This window comes from Rhodanobacter sp. Root480 (assembly GCF_001426645.1).
In the GTDB taxonomy this organism is placed as follows: domain Bacteria; phylum Pseudomonadota; class Gammaproteobacteria; order Xanthomonadales; family Rhodanobacteraceae; genus Rhodanobacter; species Rhodanobacter ginsenosidimutans.
Genome location: NZ_LMEX01000001.1, coordinates 744,840 through 765,040 on the forward strand (window position 1 = coordinate 744,840; position 20,201 = coordinate 765,040).

22 protein-coding genes are annotated in these 20,201 nt (G+C 65.0%); 8 read left to right on the forward strand and 14 right to left on the reverse strand.

The annotated features are described in order from the left end of the window. Nucleotides 1-23 precede the first annotated feature (23 nt). The 3 genes from ASD22_RS03600 to ASD22_RS03610 all read right to left on the reverse strand — a co-directional run bounded on the left by ASD22_RS03600 (nucleotide 24) and on the right by ASD22_RS03610 (nucleotide 3,285). A complete protein-coding gene (locus ASD22_RS03600; RefSeq protein WP_056078995.1) occupies nucleotides 24-1,226 on the reverse strand; it encodes an MFS transporter in 1,203 nt (400 codons plus the stop codon). A gap of 227 nt (nucleotides 1,227-1,453) precedes the next feature. After that, nucleotides 1,454-2,686, reverse strand: a complete 1,233-nt coding sequence (locus ASD22_RS03605) for a CmpA/NrtA family ABC transporter substrate-binding protein (RefSeq protein WP_056078998.1) — start codon at nucleotides 2,684-2,686, stop codon at nucleotides 1,454-1,456. Beyond that, nucleotides 2,683-3,285, reverse strand: coding sequence for an ANTAR domain-containing protein (locus ASD22_RS03610; protein ID WP_056079001.1), 603 nt, complete (start codon nucleotides 3,283-3,285; stop codon nucleotides 2,683-2,685). The genes ASD22_RS03605 and ASD22_RS03610 overlap by 4 nt, the downstream gene beginning before the upstream one ends. A 324-nt stretch (nucleotides 3,286-3,609) precedes the next feature. Between ASD22_RS03610 and cysG the strand changes: the two genes are divergently transcribed. Continuing rightward, entirely contained in the window at nucleotides 3,610-5,022 is a 1,413-nt protein-coding gene (gene cysG, locus ASD22_RS03615) for a siroheme synthase CysG (RefSeq protein WP_056079003.1), read from the forward strand. Between the two features lie 23 nt (nucleotides 5,023-5,045). On the opposite strand, the gene ASD22_RS03620 is transcribed toward cysG, so the two are convergent. Further along, complete coding sequence (locus tag ASD22_RS03620; RefSeq protein WP_162245058.1) at nucleotides 5,046-5,684, reverse strand: GIY-YIG nuclease family protein; 639 nt, start codon at nucleotides 5,682-5,684, stop codon at nucleotides 5,046-5,048. A gap of 112 nt (nucleotides 5,685-5,796) precedes the next feature. Further along, nucleotides 5,797-5,985: a hypothetical protein gene (locus ASD22_RS03625; protein WP_056079009.1), complete on the reverse strand. Its 189-nt coding sequence runs from the start codon at nucleotides 5,983-5,985 to the stop codon at nucleotides 5,797-5,799. 167 nt (nucleotides 5,986-6,152) lie between these two features. Between ASD22_RS03625 and ASD22_RS03630 the strand changes: the two genes are divergently transcribed. After that, nucleotides 6,153-7,028: a DUF72 domain-containing protein gene (locus tag ASD22_RS03630; protein ID WP_056079012.1), complete on the forward strand. Its 876-nt coding sequence runs from the start codon at nucleotides 6,153-6,155 to the stop codon at nucleotides 7,026-7,028. Between the two features lie 37 nt (nucleotides 7,029-7,065). Here ASD22_RS03630 and ASD22_RS03635 read toward each other — a convergent pair whose 3' ends face one another. The 6 genes from ASD22_RS03635 to ASD22_RS03655 form a co-directional block, all read right to left on the reverse strand. Further along, complete coding sequence (locus ASD22_RS03635; protein ID WP_056079015.1) at nucleotides 7,066-7,479, reverse strand: transcriptional regulator; 414 nt, start codon at nucleotides 7,477-7,479, stop codon at nucleotides 7,066-7,068. 47 nt (nucleotides 7,480-7,526) lie between these two features. Further along, complete coding sequence (locus tag ASD22_RS16600; RefSeq protein WP_156458933.1) at nucleotides 7,527-7,682, reverse strand: hypothetical protein; 156 nt, start codon at nucleotides 7,680-7,682, stop codon at nucleotides 7,527-7,529. Between the two features lie 52 nt (nucleotides 7,683-7,734). Next, a complete protein-coding gene (locus ASD22_RS03640; RefSeq protein WP_056079018.1) occupies nucleotides 7,735-8,232 on the reverse strand; it encodes a hypothetical protein in 498 nt (165 codons plus the stop codon). A gap of 473 nt (nucleotides 8,233-8,705) precedes the next feature. Beyond that, entirely contained in the window at nucleotides 8,706-11,588 is a 2,883-nt protein-coding gene (locus tag ASD22_RS03645; RefSeq protein WP_235577499.1) for a PAS domain S-box protein, read from the reverse strand. A 62-nt stretch (nucleotides 11,589-11,650) separates the two neighbouring features. After that, nucleotides 11,651-11,854: a hypothetical protein gene (locus ASD22_RS03650; protein WP_056079021.1), complete on the reverse strand. Its 204-nt coding sequence runs from the start codon at nucleotides 11,852-11,854 to the stop codon at nucleotides 11,651-11,653. Nucleotides 11,855-11,970: 116 nt separating this feature from the next. Further along, nucleotides 11,971-12,453, reverse strand: a complete 483-nt coding sequence (locus ASD22_RS03655) for a hemerythrin domain-containing protein (RefSeq protein ID WP_056079024.1) — start codon at nucleotides 12,451-12,453, stop codon at nucleotides 11,971-11,973. 304 nt (nucleotides 12,454-12,757) lie between these two features. On the opposite strand from ASD22_RS03655, the gene ASD22_RS03660 reads away from it, so the two are divergent. Then, nucleotides 12,758-13,543 carry a ZIP family metal transporter gene (locus ASD22_RS03660; protein WP_056079027.1) on the forward strand — a complete coding sequence of 262 codons (786 nt, stop codon included), beginning with the start codon at nucleotides 12,758-12,760 and terminating at the stop codon, nucleotides 13,541-13,543. Between the two features lie 45 nt (nucleotides 13,544-13,588). Here ASD22_RS03660 and ASD22_RS03665 read toward each other — a convergent pair whose 3' ends face one another. Then, on the reverse strand, nucleotides 13,589-14,476 hold the full coding sequence (locus tag ASD22_RS03665) for a manganese catalase family protein (RefSeq protein WP_056079032.1): 888 nt from the start codon (nucleotides 14,474-14,476) through the stop codon (nucleotides 13,589-13,591). Between the two features lie 400 nt (nucleotides 14,477-14,876). Here ASD22_RS03665 and ASD22_RS03670 point away from each other — a divergent pair, with 400 nt between their 5' ends. The 3 genes from ASD22_RS03670 to ASD22_RS16295 all read left to right on the forward strand — a co-directional run bounded on the left by ASD22_RS03670 (nucleotide 14,877) and on the right by ASD22_RS16295 (nucleotide 16,673). Then, the gene (locus ASD22_RS03670) at nucleotides 14,877-15,329 is read left to right on the forward strand and encodes a PA2169 family four-helix-bundle protein (RefSeq protein WP_056079035.1); all 453 of its coding nucleotides are present in this window, start codon (nucleotides 14,877-14,879) and stop codon (nucleotides 15,327-15,329) included. A 223-nt stretch (nucleotides 15,330-15,552) separates the two neighbouring features. Further along, entirely contained in the window at nucleotides 15,553-16,422 is an 870-nt protein-coding gene (locus ASD22_RS03675) for a YihY/virulence factor BrkB family protein (protein WP_056079037.1), read from the forward strand. 74 nt (nucleotides 16,423-16,496) lie between these two features. Continuing rightward, entirely contained in the window at nucleotides 16,497-16,673 is a 177-nt protein-coding gene (locus tag ASD22_RS16295; protein ID WP_082520106.1) for a DUF3606 domain-containing protein, read from the forward strand. Nucleotides 16,674-16,811: 138 nt separating this feature from the next. On the opposite strand, the gene ASD22_RS03680 is transcribed toward ASD22_RS16295, so the two are convergent. After that, entirely contained in the window at nucleotides 16,812-17,651 is an 840-nt protein-coding gene (locus ASD22_RS03680) for an autotransporter outer membrane beta-barrel domain-containing protein (RefSeq protein ID WP_235577500.1), read from the reverse strand. Nucleotides 17,652-17,876: 225 nt separating this feature from the next. Between ASD22_RS03680 and ASD22_RS16605 the strand changes: the two genes are divergently transcribed. Next, on the forward strand, nucleotides 17,877-18,095 hold the full coding sequence (locus tag ASD22_RS16605) for a hypothetical protein (protein ID WP_156458934.1): 219 nt from the start codon (nucleotides 17,877-17,879) through the stop codon (nucleotides 18,093-18,095). Between the two features lie 10 nt (nucleotides 18,096-18,105). Here the strand turns inward: ASD22_RS16605 and ASD22_RS03685 are convergent, their stop codons facing one another. Then, nucleotides 18,106-19,047 carry a Ku protein gene (locus tag ASD22_RS03685; RefSeq protein ID WP_056079040.1) on the reverse strand — a complete coding sequence of 314 codons (942 nt, stop codon included), beginning with the start codon at nucleotides 19,045-19,047 and terminating at the stop codon, nucleotides 18,106-18,108. 131 nt (nucleotides 19,048-19,178) lie between these two features. On the opposite strand from ASD22_RS03685, the gene ASD22_RS03690 reads away from it, so the two are divergent. Then, nucleotides 19,179-20,186, forward strand: a complete 1,008-nt coding sequence (locus ASD22_RS03690; RefSeq protein WP_056079043.1) for an SDR family oxidoreductase — start codon at nucleotides 19,179-19,181, stop codon at nucleotides 20,184-20,186. Nucleotides 20,187-20,201 lie beyond the last annotated feature (15 nt).

The window sequence follows — 20,201 nt, forward strand, 5'->3', positions numbered from 1 at the left end:
GTTGTCGGCCATGGCGTGCATGCTCAGACGCGCACGCCGCTGAGTGCCGCGGCGCCGCGCCAGCGCAGCCGCACGCTGGCAATGCCGCCCCAGGCCAGCAGCGCCAGCAGCGCGAAGGTGCCGAAGCCGTAGTCGTAGTTGCCGGTGAATTGCCGGGCGTAACCCAGCCCCGCGGCCAGGCAGAAGCCACCGACGCCGCCGGTCATGCCGACCAGGCCGGTGAGCAGGCCGACGTCGCCACGGAAGCGTTGCGGCACCAGCTGGAACACGGCGCCGTTGCCCATGCCCAGCGCCGTCATCGCCAGCGCCAGCGCAGCCAGCGCGCCGAAGGCCGGCTGGTGGCTGAAGGTGATGATCGCCAGCATCAAGGCCACAAACGCGTAGACCATGGACAGCGCGCGGGTGCCACCGATGTGGTCGGCCAGCGCGCCGCCCAGCGGCCGCACGAACGAGCCCACGAAAACGCAGCCCGCCGTGAAGTAACCCGCGGTCACCGCGGACAGGCCGTACTGGTCGTTGAAGTAGATCGGCAGGAACGAGGACAGGCCGACGAAGCCGCCGAAGCTGATGCCATAGAAAAACATCAGCCACCATGCATCGGCCGTGCGCAGCACGCGCCGGTAATCCGCCAGCGTTTTCGGCGGCGGCGAGTTGGGGCTGTCCCGGGCGAACAACACGAACGCCAGCAACACCACCAGCAACGGCAAGGCCGCCAGACCCAGGGTGTTGCGCCAGCCGATCGCCAGCGCCAGCGCGGGTGCGAACAACGCGGCGAACACGGTGCCGGAGTTGCCCGCGCCGGCCAGCCCCAACACCACGCCCTGGCGTTCCGGCGGATACCAGTACGACACCATCGGCAAGGCGATGGCGAACGAAGCGCCGGCCACGCCCAGCACGATGCCCAGCGTCAGCACCTGGCCGAACGAGTGCAGGCCCAGCCACCACGCCAGCAGCAGTCCGACGATCACCACCAGTTGCATCGCGATACCGACCCGGCGCGCCTTCCACTGGCCGATCAGTACGCCGTTGAGCACCCGCAACAACGCGCCGGCCAGCACCGGCGTGGCCACCATCAGGCCCTTCTGGTCCGGCTGCAGATGCAGGTCGTTGGCGATCAGCACCGCCAGCGGCGCAAGCAGCACCCAGACGGCGAAGCTGAGATCGAAATACAGGAAGCAAACGGCCAGCGTGGGGAAATGACCGGCCTTGAAGAAGGCTTTGCTCATGGCAATGGCTCGCGGTTTCAGCGCTTGCAGCGCTGCCGGATCTACCGGTTGCGAACCGCCATTAGCTCGCGAGGAATTGCGTTGTCAGTAGCCAGATCAGCCCGCCATTAGGCTGTCTTCCTCGATCGTGCCGGCGGTGTGGGAACCGCGGGTCACGGTTTATGTTGTAGTGCAACAAATCGTCAAAGGCAAGCGTTTTTTACGTGGATTGTCATTTACCTCCACGCTCAACGCGTGGCGTCGTTCTCGTTGTTGCGTGCGCGGATGGGCATCGCACTCTCGCCCAGCGGCGGCAGCGCGTTGGGGTCGAAAACGGTGCCGTCGCAGAACCTGTCGGGCGGCATCGGGATCGGCTGCGGCGTGGCATCGAGCGACCACGCCGCCGCGTGTGCGCCCTCCACTTTCCAGTCCGCCCGCGGTACCGATTCGCCTGAAGGCGACAGCGCGGCGCGATACAGGTCCGGCCGATACACGCGCTCGGCCAGGGTGCGCAGGTCGATGCTGTCGTCGATCAACTGCCAGCGCCGCATCTGGCTGAGAAACCACAACCCCTGCGAGCGCCAGGGGAAGGTCGCCGCGCCACGATGGAACACGCAGCCGTTCGACGTCTCGGCGCCGCCAGGCAGGCTCGCCAGGATGGCGTGCGAACCGAGGTTCAGATAGCGCCGCCGCGACAGCAGCGAGGCGATGTAGGCGGTGTTTTCGGCGTCGTCGCAGAAGCGGGATGAACGATGCAGCGCGCGCAGCACGCCCGACAACGCTTCGGGATGCTGGTTCGCCCAGCGCGCGCTCACGGCGAACGCCTTCTCCGGCGCGTTGCTCCAGATCTGCTGCGAGCCGGCGATCGAATGGCCCACGCTGTTGCGCCGTGCCACCTCGCCCCACGGTGCGCCTGCACAGAAACCGGAGATCTGCTTTTCGCGCAGCGCTTCCACGGCACGCGACGGTGGCACCACTGCCAGCTTCACGTCGCGGTCCACCTCGATGCCGACGCTGGCAAGCCAGTAGCGGCACAGCAGGTTATGGGTGGAAAACGCATGCACCACGCCCAGCGTGAGTGGCTGCTGGCGCAGGCAGGCGGCCAACGCGGGCAACGGGTCCAGATCGTCGCTTTCGCCCAGCGCGCGTACCCGTGTCGCCAGCTCGCGCTCCAGCGTGATGGCCACGCCGCCCACGCTGAGCGTGTAGGGAATCAGCATGGGCTGCGCCACGCCGCGCAGGCCCAACTGCACCGCGAACGCCAGCGGCGGCACGATCACCGCCGCGTCCAGCGCGCCAAAGGCCAGCTTGTCGGCGATGTTGGCCCACGAGGGCTCGACCGCCAGCTCAACCTCCACGCCTTCGTCGGCAAAGAAGCCGAACTCGTGCGCGGTGACTACCGGCGCGCTGTCGGTGAGGCGCAACATGCCGATGCGCAGCTTCGGCGCCGTGCCGCTGCTCGATGGTGTCGGCGCATTCATGGCTGTCTCCCCTTTCCCTTGTGCGAATCCGTGCCCGCGTCGTGCCGGGTCACGAACGCCGCGACCACCTCGGCAAGTTTCCGGTTCTGGTTCATCGCCGTTTTCTGCAGCCAGCGATACGCTTCCGGTTCGGTCATTCTGCGACCCTGCATCAGCAGCGCCTTGGCGCGCTCCATCAGGTGCCGTTCCTCCAGCCTGGCCTGCGCTTCGGCCAGCTCGCCCTCGACCTTGCGCAGGCGGCGGAACAGCGCGATGGCTGAGGCCATGATCGGCTTGATGTCCTGCAACGGTACGCCGGAGAGGTTGTACGAGCACACACCCGCGTCGATCGCCTCCTCGGCAAACGCCGGATCGTCGCTGCCGGCAAACATCACGATGGGGTGGCCGGACGACACCAGACGCAAGTCTTCCAGCGCGTCGCGATCGGGCAACGCCATGTCGACGATGATCAGATCCGGCTTGATGTCCTCCACCGCAGCGATCCGCCCTGCCCCTTCCGGCACCCGCACCACCTGGGCAAAACCGGACTCGCACAGGATCTCCTCGAGCGCACGCGCACGGCCGGCGTCAGTGTCGATGAGAAGGATTTTCAGGGACATCGGTGGGTGCGATTTCCATCAAGCCGTGATGACGCGTTGAAACATCCGGCGGTTTTATTGCTCTGCAGCACACGCATCAGCCGACGAGACGCCATTCGTCAAAGTCGGCACGACCATGGTCCAAATCCGGTTCGATCTATTTTGCTGCGTTGCCACATTCATTGATTGATCTGTTATAAGAAAAGCACGGCGCGTGTGTCATTTTGCACACTTGCCGGGCATCCGTATACGGACGTATGGATGGCCAAATGATTTTTCTGAAATGCACCCGAATACACCAACGCAATCCCCGAATTGGGGATTGCCCCGCCCCGGAGACACGACATGCGCCTGTATCCCCTGTTTGCGGACTTGAACGGCTTGCCGGTGCTGGTGGTGGGCGGCGGAAACGTGGCCGAACGCAAGGTTGCCGCCCTGCTCGAGGCCGGTGCCGTGGTCCGTGTTGGTGCACCGCACTTGCTCCCGGCCCTGGCTGAACAGGTGGCCGATGGACGCATCGCGCACATCGGCGGCGACTTCGAGCCGTCGTGGCTGGACGATATCTGGCTGGTGATCGCCGCCACCGACAACCGCGAGCTCAATGCCGAGGTCGCCGCCCGCGCCACCGAAAGGCGCATCCTGAGCAACGTGGTGGACGACCCGGCGCTGTCGCGTTTCCAGGTGCCCGCCGTGGTGGATCGGACACCGCTGACCATCGGCATTTCCACCGCCGGCGCCGCGCCCATGTTCGCCCGCCGCGTGCGTGAAACGCTGGAGTCGCACCTGGACCCGGCGATCGGCCCGCTGGTGGCATTGGCGCAACGGCATCGCAAGGCCATCGTCGACGCGTTCCCCGATCTCGCCGCGCGACGCCGGTTTTACGATGCGTTGTATGACGGCCCGGTGCTCCAGCTGCTGCGTCACGCACGACACGCCGAAGCCGAGGCGGCGTTGCTCGATGCGCTGGATCACGGTGCCCCACCCGTACCCGGTTCGGTCGTGCTGGTCGGCGCCGGCCCCGGCGATCCGGGCTTGTTGACGCTAGCCGGGTTGCGCGCGCTCAACCGGGCCGACGTGATCCTGCACGATCAACTGGTCAGCCCCGGGGTCCTGGCGATGACGCGGCGCGATGCCGAGCGCATCGATGTCGGCAAGCGCGGCGGCGGCCGGCACACACCGCAATCGGAGATCAACGCGTTGTTGCTGCAGCATGCCCGCGCCGGGCGTTACGTGGTGCGACTGAAAGGTGGCGACCCGTTCGTGTTCGGTCGTGGCGGCGAGGAGATGCAGTACCTGCGGCGCCATGGCGTGGCCTGCACGATCGTGCCCGGCGTGACCGCGGCCGTGGCCTGTGCCGCCTACGCGGGCATCTCCCTCACCCACCGCGAACACGCCCAGTCGGTGCGGCTGCTCACCGCGCACTGCAAGGATTCGATGGACACGCTGGACTGGGCCGCGCTGGCGGGCGAGCGGCAGACCCTGGCGGTGTACATGGGCCTCGCTCAGCTCAGCCACCTGACCGAGCGCTTGCTGGCCCATGGTCGCGCGCCGAGTACGCCTTTTGCGCTGATCGAGAACGGCACCCTACCGCAGCAGCGCGTGCTCCGCGGTGAACTGCATGCCCTGCCCGCGCTGGCATCGATGAACCACATCGAGGCACCCGCCTTGTTGATCATCGGCCAGGTGGCGATGATGGCCGACGAGCTGGGCTGGTTTGGCGAGGCGGTCGATACGGCCAATGCCGAACTGGCCGCGTAGCGATGCCGACTGGGCGCATCCGCTCAGTCATCCCAACGCGACACCTCCGGAAAGCCGCAGCGGTAATACCAGTCCAGCACGGGCTCGGGCACCAGGGCCTGCAAGTCGTTTCCCAGCGCGACGTAAGCGTCGAGGACGTCGCGCAACACTTTTTCGGCCCGGCCGTTGCGCTGGTCCAGCGGGACGTTGAAGTGCTGGTACTCGATCATCTCCAGCATGCGCGACGACCAGCCGAACAGCAGATCGCTCCACTCATCGAACCGGGCACGGACCCAATCGCGAAGCGGCGCGTGCAGGGTCAACCCTTCCTGCACGCAGAGCTTGTGCGCCAGCACGCTGACGGGTAAATAGGCGCCGCGGTACCACTCGGTGTGACCGGCAGCCGATCGCGGCACCACCAGTGGCGCCGGTGCGCGGAAATCGGCGAAGGTGGTAATGAACAACCGTTCGATCCGACGCGCATCGCGCAGGCGGTCGGTGTGGATCAGCAACCCGCGGTCCAGGTCGAAGAATTCAAAAAAGCGCGGATGCAAAGTACGGAAGCGGTCCACGGGATCGCGCGAGAAGCCGACTTTCAGGATGTCCTCATCGCGGCATGGCAGCACGTAGACATAGGTCCGCCCACGGCTGGTGAAACGGGGAAAGGCAACGTCGTCATTCACGGAAGTCAGGCCGGCAGCACTTGTTTGGGCGTACCGCATTCCCCCGCACCGTCATGGCTTGGCGGCAGCGGTTCCATCCGCAGCTGGCCCAGGGCTGCGGATGGCGAAACATTCAATCGTCGCTGGGAGCCTTGGCCGGAATGAACGGTGAAACGGGATCGCTCGCCGGAAAGGTCTCCTCCAGCGCCTGGTCCTGGTTGTCGCTTTCCTCCTTCTTGCGCGCGGCGCGCTCCGCTTCGGTCTCGGTGTGCTTGGGCAGTTCGTCAGGGCATCCGACGTCTTTGCGGTCGTGTGTGGACATGGTGACTCCTCTGGCGGGAGGCTTCAGCGTGCAGCGCGTGCTGTTAAAAGCGCATGCGTTTTCCGTCTAGATACCGCCGCCGGTCGGGATCATGAACGCGGGGTTTTCACCAGCGGCTCACCGGGGCTCCTGTTGCATGCCGGGAGGCATTGGCGAGCGGAACGGTGATGGGCAAATCGCGTATCGGCATTTCCGGTTGGCGCTATGCGCCGTGGCGCGGGAAGTTCTACCCGAAGTCGCTGGTGCAGCGCGACGAGTTGCAGTACGCATCGCGGCAGGTCGCCACCATCGAGATCAACGGCTCGTTCTATTCGTTGCAGCGGCCTGAGAGCTACACGCAATGGCACGACCAGACCCCGCGCGGTTTCGTGTTCGCGGTGAAGGGGCCGCGCTTCATCACCCATGTGCTGCGGTTACGCGACATCGAACGGCCGCTGGCGAATTTCTTCGCGTCCGGCGTGCTGAACCTGGGGGCGAAACTTGGACCCATGTTGTGGCAATTCCCGCCCAATTTCCGCTACGACAGAAAGCAGTTCGGCGAATTCCTGGCGTTGCTGCCGCGTAACACCCATCAGGCAAACCAACTGGCGACCAGGCACGACAGCCACCTGAAACATCCTGCCGAAAGTTTCCCGGAGGCATCGCACCGCCTGCGCCATGCGGTGGAGATTCGCCACGAGAGTTTCGTCGACCCCGATTTCATTGCCCTGCTCCGCCAGCGCGGCGTGGCGCTGGTGGTTGCGGATACGGCCGGCAAGTGGCCGTTGCTGGAAGACGTGACCGCCGGCTTCATGTACCTGCGCCTGCACGGCGACAAGAAGCTCTACGCCAGCGGATACAGCGATGCCGCGCTGGACGACTGGGCTCGCCGCATCCGCGCGTGGCAGCGCGGCGCGCAACCGCGCGGCGCCCGTCGCGCCAGCGGCAAACCGCCGCCCGCGCGCCAATCGCGCGACGTGTACTGCTATTTCGACAACGACATCAAGGTGAAGGCGCCGTTCGACGCCATCAAGTTGCGCGGACGGCTGGACGGCCGTTCATGAGCCCCCAACGGCCGTTAGCCGCAGCCGCACATGCGCATCAAAAGAATGCGTTGGGATTGATCCCGAAGCGGGCGGACAGGTTGCGGATGTGGTGCGCCGTAAGGCTTCGCTGCCCCGCGAGGATCTCGGAGACCTCGCTCTGGCGGCCGATTTCCGGCAGCTGAGCCAGCTTCAGGCCGTGCTGCTCCATCAGGAAACGCAGCACCTGGGCACTCTGCGGCGCCGACATCGCGTTGTGCCGCTGGTCGTAGGCGTAGACGAGATCGTTGAGCGTCATGAACAGCGAATGCTGTGGATGCGTCTCCTCCATCGCGCCTTCACTGATCAGCGCATCGGTCAGCTGGATGGACGCCTCATAGTCCTGTTCATCCGCGATGTGGCCGACGTGCGAGATCGCGTGGAAATGGTTCCAGGCGTCAGCAATGGGGGCGATGGCAAGCGGCTGATTCATTCCATTTCCTTGGTCGAGTCGGGGCGAGGGTCAGGACATCGGGCGTTTCACCACGGCGAAGGTAGCACCACTCGGGTAAGCACATCAGCCACGGTCATGCCGATCGGTACAGCCAGCCAGGAAAAGCCCACCGCCGCGGCGGTGGGCAGCAGCGGTTCGATTATCGAAATAGCCAACGCGTTCAAGATGTTGAACGCCACCAAGGGCGGCACCACGCAGCCGGTGCGGAAACCACCTGCGCGGCGACGTGCGCGCTCACGTCGTCGCGGTGGGCTTGTTGAAAGGCAGCGGCGTGGCGGCGGTAGCCACCAGGGCGGCATGGGCGCGTGCCAGCATGTCGCCCTTGCCATCGACCACCAGCAGCACGTGACCGGCGGCAATCTCGTCCTCGAACGTGCGACGCACGGTGTCGGGCTCCTCGGTACCGGTGAGCATGCCCATCCAGCCGCCAACGGCTGCGCCCACCAGCGTCATCGCCGCCACGCCGGCCAAGGTCAGACCCAGCGGTGCGATGGTGACTGCGACGATGCCGGCCAGCAGGCCGCTGGCACCCCCGCCCACCAGGCCCTTGACGCCACCTCCCGCGAAATCGCCGCTGGTTTCCTGGAGGTCGTCGGGGATGGCCTGTTGTTCGATCTCGTCGCTGGCGATCAGCGAAATATCTTCCGTCGGAATGCCCGCGCGGCGCAGCGCATTGACCGCGACTTCGGCGGCACGCACGTCGGGCGTGGTGAATACGTGGCGTGTCTTCATATCACCTCCTGCGCAGTCGACGGATGCTGTCGATCTTGGTTGCGCCGCGGTGACCAGTGCGTGATGGGTGGCCGGCTTGCGCCTGCGAATGCACCGCTCAAGGCGTATCCCTCTTGATCATGGCCAAGCCCGCGCCGGGATCGAAGTGGCGACACACGGATACGCCGGCGTCTCCGTCACCACCACCTCGAGCGTGGTGTGCACATGGTCTTCCGGCAAATGGCCGTCCAGAGACTTGCCATCTGTCTGACCAAGTGCCGCCGCTTCGGCTCGCCATCCTTCAGCGCTACGTCACCCGGCAACGCCAGACTTCGCACCGGTTATCCACGCGGATTGCGTCGACAGGTTTTCTTCTCCCACTCGAAGCAACCCGGAACGGCACGCTCGAAAGCGCCGGTCGCGGTGAGGTGCGCCGCACTCACTTCCGGGCGATGGCGAACGACTGCGGGCACGACGTTTCCGATGCCGTGCTCTCAAACCTTTTCCACCGAACCGGTCCGTACGTCGCCGATCATGTCGCCGATGCGCCGTGCCAGCAGTTCGACGGTGAACGGCTTGGTGATCAGTTGCATGCCCGGCTCCAGGAAGCCGTCGGGCACTGCTGCTTCCGAGGCGTAACCTGTCATCAACAGGACCTTGAGGCCGGGCCGCTGCTGGCGCGCCATCCCCGCCATCGCGCGGCCATTCATGCCCGGCAGGCCGATATCCGACACCAGCAGGTCGATCGGCTGGCTGGAATCGATGATCCGCATGGCCGCTTCGGCATCGACAGCTTCGAGCGCCTGGTAGCCGAGCTGGTGCAGTACTTCGACTACCAGCAGGCGAACCATCTCCTCGTCCTCCACCACCAGCACCACCTCGCCACTGCCTTCCGGATGCGTCGCGTCCGCTGCCGGCGCTGACATGGTGGTCTCGTCATCGGTCGTGCGCGGCAGGTAGAGCGTGATGCGCGTGCCCTGGTCGATATGGCTGTCCAGCTCGCAGTGGCCGTTGGACTGGCGCGCGAAACCGTAGACCATCGACAAGCCCAGCCCGGTGCCCTTGCCGCTCGGTTTGGTGGTGAAGAACGGGTCGAACGCGCGTCCGGCCACATCCGCCGGCATGCCGGTACCGGTGTCGGAAACCTCGATGCCCACGTACTGGCCGCGGTCGCCGACCTGCCAGGTGCGGGCACGCAGTTGATCGACTTCGACGTTGCGCGTGCGCACCGTCAGCAAGCCGCCATCGGGCATGGCGTCGCGCGCGTTGATGGCGAGGTTGAGCAGCGCGTTCTCCAGCTGGTTGGGGTCGCACAGCGTGGCCCACAGGTCGGCGGCCAGGTCCAGTTCGATTCGGATGTGTTCACCCATCGTGCGGCGCAGGAACTCCTCCATCGAGGCGATCAGCGGGTTGGCCTGCACGCGCCGCGGGTCGAGCGGCTGCCGCCGCGAGAAGGCCAGCATGCGGTGGGTCAGCGCGGCGGCCCGGTTGGCCGAGGTCAGCGCGCCGTTGATGAAGCGGCCGAGGCGCTCGTCGTCGTTGTCGCGCACGCGCATCTCGACCAACTCCAACGCACCGATGATGCCTTGCAACAGGTTGTTGAAGTCGTGCGCGATACCGCTGGTGAGCTGGCCGATGGCGTCCATCTTCTGCGCCTGCCGCAGTTGCGACTCGACCAGGATCTTCTCGCTGAGGTCGCGGATGAAGATGTTGAACCAGTCACCGCTGCTGAGCCGCAGCGCGCTGATCCGGAACTCCACGGTGAAGGTCCTGCCGCCACGGTGCACGGCCTCGAACTGGTCGTCGGCACCGTGCTGCAGCGTGGCGCCGGTCACCGTGGGAAGGGTTTGCAGGAAGCGTTCGCGATCCTTGGTCGCGATGGCCAGCTCGACGAAGTCACGGCCCAGTACCTCCAGCCGATCCCAGCCGAAAAGGCTTTCGGCGCGCGGGTTCCATTCGGTGATACGACCGGACTCGTCCAGTTGCGCAAAGCCGTCCAGTGCGGTGTCGATCACCCCGCGCGCCTGTTGCTCGCTTTCGATCAGGGCCAGTTCGTGCTCGCGCCGTTCGGTGATGTCACGGGTGATCTTCACGAAGCCGACCAGCTTGCCTTCGTCGATGGTGGTGTGGATCACCACGCTGGCCCAGAAGCGGCTGCCGTCCTTGCGCACGCGCCAGCCCTCGGCGCCGAAAGTGCCGTTGCGTCGTGCCGCCGCAAGTGCGGCCCAGGGCAGGCCTTCGTCGCGATCCTCCGGCGTGTAGAAGGTCGAGAAATGCCGGCCCATGATCTCTGCCGCGGTGTAACCCTTGACGCGTTCGGCGCCTTCGTTCCAGCTGATGATGTTGCCGTCGGGGTCGAGCAGATAGACGGCGTAGTCGGTGGCGTTTTTCACCAGCAGCTCGAAATGGCTTTCGCTGCGGTGCAGTTTCATGAACATCTTCTCCACCGTGTTGGTGCGGTGGACCACGCGTTTCTCCAACGTGTTGTTCAAATCCTGCAGTGCCTGCTCGATCTTGCGGTGCTCGGTGATATCCACCATCAGGTTGACGGCGCCGACCAGCTGGCCGGCCTCGTCGAACAACGGCGTGGGGTAAGCCTTGAACGCCAGGCGCAGGCCGCCGGGCTGTTCGGTGATCGCCTCCTCGCCGTGCAGCGGCCGCGCCTCACGCAGCGCGGTGGCCATCGGGCCTTCGCTGTGCGGCATCGGCCGACCATCGAGATGGAACAGTTTCCAACTGATCGACCACGGCTCACCCAGCTTCGGCGCGCGCCCCACGAAGTGGACGGCGGCATCGTTGAAGAATGTGACCCGGCCTTCGGCATCGGTCATGTAGATGGCCACGGGCAACGCCCGCAGCACGCTGCGCCACAGCTGGTCGCGTTGGCGCGCGGCGGCGCTGAAATCATGGCTGCGGCCACCCGCCTGATCGGCGTGGGGAATGATGCCGATCCCGACCGAGGCCTCACCGTCCTCGACGTCCACCATCTGGAAACTGTTGACCACGCCCCACAGCGCGCCATCGTCATTGACCAGTGGAACCACGCTCGCGATGGTGCGGCGCGGCGGGCCATCCGCGGGTTGAATCAAGACCTCGACGTCACGCAGCGGCTGTTGCTGGCGTCGCACGCACGCCATCGGGCTCTCGGCGGATGGCGCATCAGGCTGCGATGGAAAGAAACCCTCCCCCGCGGCGCCCTCGCACATGGCGTCGCCCCACAATGCGCGTGCATGCGCATTGCAATCGATGACGGTGCCGGCAAGGTCGCAGGCGAAGGCGGCGCCCGGCATCGCCTCCAGCAACGAATGGCCCAGTTCACAACGTGACGGCGGTTGCGGGCCGGTGCAGCCCTGCGTTGATGCCTGTTTCCCCGTCACGACTGGTCTCCGGAATCACGATGGCTGGATGATAACCGGCGCCGCGTCGGCCTCGCCCGGGATCAGGGCGAAGGCGTTGCGGCTGCGGCGGCGTTGAGCGCAGCCGCCAGCGCCGCATCGCCATTCACCAGGTCGGACCAGTACAGCTCCAGTCCTTTGCGGCGGCCCTTCTCCACCAGCTTCAGCCCCTGCGGGTCGATGGTGAGCGTATACGCCGCGTCACCCACGGCAAGCGAACGCTTCAGCGGTCGATCCAGCGGCGTCACGATCGTGCACCTTGCATGTGGCTTGATGGGACGCGTTGTGCATTCATGACTTGCTCCGTCTAGCTCAGCCCGGTATTCAGGGCCGCCCGCCGGGGGCGCCCCCCCGTTTCGGCCGTCTATGCCGCCGCTTTCGCTTCGCTCTTGAACTGCTTCAGCAGCTCGGCCTTGCGCGTTTCCATCTGCTCACCCAGGGTCTTCAGTTCCGCTGCGCTCATCAGTTTCTTCGCGCGCTTGAACATCTCCTTCTCTTCCTCGTCGGCGTGGTGTTCGACCAGTTCCTTGAGCACCTTGGCACGACCGGAGAATTTCTCGCTGTCCGGAGCCGTACCTTGCAGGTCGGGCAACACCAGATCGCCGGCGGCGCGGTGTTCCTCCATCGCCTCGAAGTACATCTTGGCATCGTCGGACTTTTCGCCCGCCGCCTTGAATGCGGGGTAGAAAATCTCTTCCTCGATGGTGGTGTGCGCCTTCAGCTGCGTGGCGATCTGCGATAGAAGTTCGCCGCGCTTCTTCACCGCGCGCGTCGTCGTCTCGGCCAGTTCGCTCAGCAGGGTGCGAACGGCCTGATGATCCTGGGTGAGCAGTTTGATGGCATCCATAACGTGTCCTGGTGAGGTGGTGGGAGCCATGAGGTTCCCTTACGCCGGATCAAAGCCGCGTCAATCACAACCGCGCCGAAGCGGGCTGCGAACGGGAGAACAAATCTCCAGCCTGCCGGAGAGGTGTGACTGCTCTCCCATGGTTGCCTCCGGTTCCTGATGATTGGCCGAGGTGTCGCCGTACACATTCACGCCCCGGAGATTCCCCCGGCGCCATGCTTGCGCGCGCTCCAACGCTCCGAAGGGGAACCCGCATGCACAACCCATTGCCCCCGCCGGCGCCTCCGGCGCAAACTGGCCAGGCGTGATTCCCTCCCTCTCCCCGGTACTTGCGGCATTTCTGAGCGGCTGCGTGGCGGCGGCGGCCACGGCGGCAGGCACCTTGCCGGCGCTGTTCGCGCGCACCATCGCGCAACGCACGCAGGACACCATGTTCGGTTTCGGCGCCGGCGTGATGCTGGCGGCCAGCGCATTCTCGCTGGCCCTGCCCGGCATCCACGCGGCGCAAAGCCATGGCGCCGGGCCGTGGCATGCGGGCGGAATCGTGGCGGCGTCGATCCTGGTCGGCGCGTCGTTGCTGCTGTTGCTGGACCGCGTCGTGCCGCACGAGCATTTCATCAAGGGCCCGGAGGGGCTTTCCTCGCAGCGGATCAAGCGCGCGTGGCTGTTCGTGTTCGCCATCTGCCTGCACAACCTGCCCGAGGGCCTGGCCATCGGCGTGGGCTTTGCCGGCACCGATACGGCACACGGCCTGGCGCTGGCCACCGGTATCGCGATCCAGGACATACCCGAAGGGCTGGTGGTGGCGGTGGCGCTGATGGCCGCCGGCTATGCGCGCGGCTATTCGGTGATGGTGGGCATGGCCTCGGGCCTGATCGAACCGGTGGGTGCGGTGATAGGCGCCGGCGTGGTGGTCGATTTCCCGCTGCTGCTGCCGGTCGGGCTGGGCTTCGCCGCCGGTGCGATGCTGTTCGTGGTGAGCCACGAAATCATCCCCGAGTCACACCGCCAGGGTCACGAGAATTTCGCCACTGGCGGCCTGATGGTCGGTTTCGTGATGATGATGATGCTGGATACGGCCTTCGGTTGATGCTGCCGCGCCCGGGCCGGTTCGCGGCCCGGGCAGGTGGTCGATTTACTTGCGTTTGGTCTTTTTGGCGGATCCCAGATCGACACCGGTACGTGGGTCGGCCTTGGGATCGGACGTGGTGCGCTTGGCCATCCGGTTGAGCGCCTTCTGCTCATCCGCGGCAAGCGTGACTTCGGGCAGGCCGCTGCCGCCATCCATCGCCAGGAACCGCTCGCGATCGCTGAGGTAGTCGAAGTTGTCGTCACTGTTCCAGGAGCCGCGCATGTCGCCTTCGCCCTGGGAGGTGTTCACGTAGACACTGGCGAATTCAGGCATCCCCGGCAGCTTGCCCGGCGGGAAGTTCGGCTCGATCGAGTACAGCGCCTTCTCGAACGATTTCTGATGCGACATTTCCCGCGTCATCAGAAACCCCAGTGCCTCCTTCACTCCCGGGTCGGCGGTGACATTGATCAGGCGCTCGTAGACGATCTTGGCGCGCGCCTCGGCGGCGATGTTGGAGCGAAGGTCGGCCGTGGGTTCACCGATGCTGTCGATGTAACCGGCGGTCCACAGCTGGCCGCCTGAATTGGTGAGCGCCGGTCCGCCGCCGTACAGCACCTGGGTGACATGCGAATCGTTGCCGGCTCCTTGCAGCGAGCGGAACAGTTCGGCTTCCTCCTCGACGGCTTCGGCCAGCTTGCCCTTGGCGCCCTTGTTGAGCATGGCCACGATCGTGCCGATGATCTCCAGGTGGCTCAGTTCCTCGGTGGCAATGTCCAGCAGCATGTCCTTGCGCCCTGCATCGTCCTCGGCAAGAGCCTGGGTGAAGTAGCGCATCGCAGCGGCGAGTTCGCCTTGCGGGCCACCGAATTGTTCCAGCATCAGGTTCGCGAGGCCGGGGTTGCACTCGGAAACGCGAACGGAATATTGCAAACGCTTGTTGTGGGCGAACATGGAGCTCTCCTGTGGCAGGTGGGCCTCGAATTACATCGTTGCCTGTTCATCCATGAGTGACCGGTCACGTGCTGCCGGCAGGCGCTGGCCATGTCGACGAAGGGACCCGACCGATCACCGGCCGTACTGGAAGGTCCCGGGGAGCTGTCGGCGAAGCTCGCCGACATCCATGTCGAGGTGGATGCATTGGGAGGATCGCCAGCCTTGCCCATCCAGCATCAATGGCCCGTCAAAAGTACGTGTCATGAACCGTAATCAACCGCGCCCAACGACATGACAGGTGTTGAACATTGCCTAGCCATCGTCGTCACGCGTGCGCTTGTCTACTGATCCGGCACGGCGACTCCCCCTCGCCCCAACCCGGCAGGCGCCCGACGCCTGGCACAAAGGAGAGCAACACATGAACAATGATCACGACATCAAGGTGTTGAACAGCCTTGTCGAAACCACCCTGGACAGCGCCGAAGGCTATGCCGAAGCGGCGAAGGACGCCAAGAGCACGCAGCTCGTCTCGCTGTTCCAGGGGCGCGCCGGCGAACGCCGCCTGGCCGCCTCGACCCTGCAGCAATGCGTGCGATCGCTGGGTGGCAAGCCCAAGGACGATGGCACGGTGCTCGCATCGGCCCACCGCATGTTTGTGAACCTGCGTACCAGCGTCACTTCAGCGGACAACACCGCCGTTGTCGACGAAGTGGAACGCGGCGAGGACCACATCAAGCACAAGTTCGAGGACGCCATGAACGACAACGAATTGTCGCCACCGGCGATGTCCGCCATCAGTGACGTCTACGTTTCCGTGCGCAATGGTCACGACCAGATGCGCGACCTGAAGAAGATGCTGCACGCGGCCTGATCGATCTCGCGGGAGGGACGGCCCCTGGCCGTCCTTCCCCCAGGGCCCAAACGCTTTCCGCGAGGCCGGTTTCAACCAGGCCATCGCACAAACCCGTCGAGCGACCGCTCCGGGCATGGCGAATCCCCCCCGGCGTCACCCGCCCACCCAACGCTCCCGCTGGCAAACGCCGCGTTCACTGTCCGTGTGCGATTTCATGCCTACTGCCTGATGAGGGACCCTCATGCGTGTATCGCAATTCGTCGTCGCCGTACGCAAGGCCATCAGCGGTGTCGGTGAAGATGCGCTGTTGACCCGCGCGGCGGCCATCGCGTTCTACTCCGCCCTGTCGTTCGCGCCATTGATCGTGTTGCTGCTGTGGGTGCTGGCCGCGCTTCGTCCGGAGTGGCAGGGGCAGCTCACCGATGGCCTCGCTTCCATGCTGGGCGAGAAGGCCGCGGGCGCCATCACCCTGGTGCTGCAGAACGCGGAATCGCAACCCACGCTGGGCAATATCGCGGGCATCGTCGGTCTGGGCATCACCCTGTTCAGTGCCTCCGTGGTGTTCGCGCAATTTCAGGAGTCGTTGAACGCGATCTGGGATATCGAGGCGAAACCGGGCAAGGCGATCACGGCGTGGCTGTGGGCCCGGGCGCGCGCCATCAGCCTGCTGGTGGGTATCGCCTTCCTGCTGATCGTGTCATTCGTGGTGAGCACCCTGATCCACATTTTCGTGCCCGCCGACTCGCTGGCCTGGATCATTGCCGAGCGGGTCATCTCGCTGCTGGTGTTCATTGCCGCGTTCGGTGCGATGTACCGCGTATTGCCTGATGCCCACATCGCCTGGGCGGACGCGTGGCGTGGCGCGCTGCTGACGACAGTACTGTTCATCGCGGGCAAATACGTGATCGACCTCTATATCCAGCACGCCAGCGTGGGCGGCGCCTACGGCCCGGCCGGCGCGCTGGTGGTGCTGCTTACATGGGTCTATTACGCCGCCATCATCGTGCTGGTGGGTGCCGAACTTACCCACGGCCTGTCCCTGGCCCGCGGCGAACCGGTGAGGCCCCAACCCCAGGCCGACAAGACAGACGACACCCATCCGCCAGGCTGAGTCTGCAAGCCCATCGACCATGCTTTCACTGGCGGTATGCAACATCTGCCATCCCCTTCCCCGAGGATGACACGATGAGCGACGACAAGACCCTGCGCACGCCCGCCGACGCCCAGCGCGTGAACGTGGGCGAGGATTACGAAGTGCGGTACTGGACTAACAAGTGGAACGTGACGCCGCAGCAATTGCGCGCCGCCGTCGACAAGGTTGGCGTGATGGCCGATGACGTGGAGCGTGAATTGCGCAGGTAGCGTGGAGCGCCCCCTTCCGCCCTATCGGGCACCTTCCCCCGCAAGCGGGGGAAGGACGCTTGCTGTTTCGAGGGTATGACTGCTTCCTTCCCCCGTGCAACGGGGGAAGGTGCCCGGCAGGGCGGATGGGGGCGGCCTTCAGAACCTGAAGCGCGCAAACAGCGACGGACCCGAGAACTTCATGTCCAGGCCGTCATTGAAGTGCTCGCGATGCTGGTGCAGGGAAATCCTGCTGTATCCGTACTCGGCGCCCAGGCCCACGTGCTCCCAGGGAAACCATTCAAACCCTACCGATGCGTTGTAGATATGGCCGCCCAGGCGGCTGCTGTTGCGCTTGACGCCGGAGAGGTCGACGTACATGCGCATGGTGTTGGCAAAGGCATGCCGCCAGCCCAGCTGCAGCATCGGCGCCCAGGCGTTTTCGCTGGAACTGCTCGATGCCTGCACCACTTCGTCGTTGAGCCGCGCTTCGCCGCTGATGCTCGCATGCACGCCGTAGTAGGCCGCACCCAAGCCGATGCCGAAGACGTCGTTGCCACTACCCATCCACCAGCGATAGGCAGCACTGCCGAAATTGAAATTGAGCTTGCCGCGGGCCGATGCCGAGGCGATGTAGTTGGTGCCGCCGTAGGAGAAATCGCGCGTCATCGATTTGGTGCGGGTGCGTCGGGCGTCGTAATAGTCGAACGAAAAGCCCTGATGGTCGCCGATCAGGAAATCCAGCCTGGCGCGTGGTGTGGTCTTGTGGGAGTCGAAGCCGAGGTCGTTCTCCAGATCCACCGAACCGTAGTGGTTACCGCTCTTGTCGCTGGCGCCAATCACCGTGTCCATGTGCGTGTAATAGCCACCCACCCACAAACTGGCGCGATCGAGTGCGGGCGAGTGTTGGGCCAATGCTGCGGTACTCATCATGGCCAGCGGAAACAACAGCAGGCTGCGAGCGCGACGATGCGCGCAAGTGGAGAAACCTCGATTCATCTTGTTTCGGACTCCGGGGATGGGGAGTTCGCAATCTAGTCAGCGCGTCGTGTACGCGTTGTTGATGAGCGGCCTCGACAATGAACGGCTGCGCGGCTCATTCATCACGCAGCACAAACCTGGATGGCGACACTGTGTCGTTTGCGCCGCCCATCGTGTGGTGGTCGGTGCGACAAACGCCGACGCCCCCTGCTTTCAGCGCTGCACCAACCTGCGAGGTAATCGATGACTATCTTCAATGGCCCCTCCCTGATGACCCGCTTCGCGAGCAGCGACATGAAGTACGTGCCGCCCGGTCCACCCCCGCCCACGCCACCCGATCCCACCCGACCGGGTGAACCGGCACAGACGCCGCCGGAACCCGAGCTGCCACCCGTCGAACCGCACAACCCTGACCTGCCCGAGCGCCCCCTGCGCGCTGGCAGCCGGCGACTGACGCCATAAACGTCAGACCTCAGGCCGATTTGCGACGCGTGGTTTTTTTGGCCGTCTTTACCGCTGGCTTCTTCTTGCTGGCCGACTTCTTGGCCGCCGCCTTGCGCGGCGCCTTCTTTTCAGCCGTCTTCTTTCCCGCTGCCTTGCTGGCCGGCGTGCGGTGCTTCGTTTCCAGGCTTTTCTGCAGCAAAGCCATGAAGTCGACCACGTTGGTGCTGGCGTTCTCGGGTGCCTCACCTTCATCCTCGGTCGGCGGTGTGACCACGCCCTTGGATTTCATGCGCTTCTCGATCACCGCGCGCAGGCGCTCACGGAATTCGTCGCGGTAATCGCCGGGCGTCCACTCGTCGCTCATCGAATCGATCAGCTGCTCGGCCATTTCCATTTCCTTGGACGTGATGCGGTAGTCCGACACGTCGCCCTCGGGGATCTTGTAGTCGCTGGCGTCGACCAGCTCCTGCGGGTAGCGCAGCAGCATCAGCAGCAGGCCGTTGTCGCGCGGCATAACGGCTGAAAGATATTCGCGGGTGCGGATCACCACCCGCGCAATGCCGATCTTGCCGGTGCGCTTGAGCGTCTCGCGCAGCAGTACGTAGCCCTTCTCGGCCTTCTTGCCGGGCACCAGGATGTACGGCTTCTCGAAATACTCCGGCCCGATCGAGCCCGCATCCACGAAGGTCTTCACCTCCACCGCCTCGCGCCCTTCGGAGGATGCCGACTTGATGTCATCGGGCTCCAGCACGACATAGCTTCCCTTCTCGTACTCGAACGCCTTGACGATTTCCTTCCACGGCACCTCCTCGCCGGTTTCCGCGTTGACGCGCTCGTAGCGCACCGGTGTGTTGCTGCGGTTGTCCAGCATGCGGAAATGCAGATCCACGCTGCGCTCGCCCGACATCAGCGAGACGGGCACGTTGAGCAATCCGAAGGAGAGGGTTCCGGTCCAGATGGGACGCGCCATGGTGTGTGCTCCGGCGAGGGATTCGCCCACCGACTATGGCCATTGACCCGTGGAGAGGCTGTCAAGTTTTCACCCCGGATCAACGTGGCGCTGGATAGCGTCGAACGTCCTGCCACCGCACGGGTTTCACCATGGCCACCAGCAAGAACACCCCGCATAAAGCCCGTACCCGCAAGACCGCGGAGAAAGCGCGGGATATCCAGCGCGGCGTGGAACGCAGGGACCAGGACAAGCCTGCCAAATCGGCAAAAGCCGCCAAAAAAAGTGCACCACAAACCGCCGAGCGCAAGAAGCCGGAAAACCCGTTGCCGAAGCAGCATCAAAGCAAGCCCGGCAGCGAAAAGGATCTGGACCCGCGGCCCCAATTCACCGCCCCCACCTATGCCGGCAGCGGCAAGCTGACCGGCATGACCGCCATCGTCACCGGGGGCGACTCGGGTATCGGTCGCGCCGTGGCCGTGCTGTTTGCCCGCGAGGGTGCCGACGTGGCCGTGGTGTATCTGTGCGAGGACGAGGATGCCGCCGAAACCCGCGATTACGTGGAGGCGGAAGGCCAGCGCTGCCTGCTGATCCGTGGCGACGTGAGGGACGCGAAGTTCTGCAAGAGCGCGGTGGAGAAAACGGTGAAGGCGTTCGGCAAGCTGTCGATCCTGGTCAACAACGCCGCGTTCCAGCAGCACGCCGAATCCATCGAGGACGTCACCGACGAGCATCTGGACCAGACCCTGCGCACCAACCTGTACGGCTATTTCTACATGGCGCGCGCCGCGTCCCCGCACCTGGGCAGCGGCGATTCGATCATCAACACCGGATCGGAAACCGGCCTGTTCGGCAGCAGCAAGTTGCTGGATTACTCGATGACCAAGGGCGGCATCCATGCATTCACCAAGGCACTGGCGTCCAACCTGGTGTCGCGCGGTATCCGCGTGAACGCGGTGGCGCCGGGCCCGGTGTGGACGCCGTTGAATCCCGCTGACAAACCCGCGGAGAAGGTGAAGGATTTCGGCAAGCACAACCCGATGGGGCGCCCCGCCCAGCCGGAGGAACTGGCGCCCGCCTACGTGTTCCTGGCCGCGCCCTCGTGCGCCAGCTACATCTCCGGCGCGGTGATTCCGGTGATGGGCGGGCCCACCGGCTGACCACCACACCGTTGC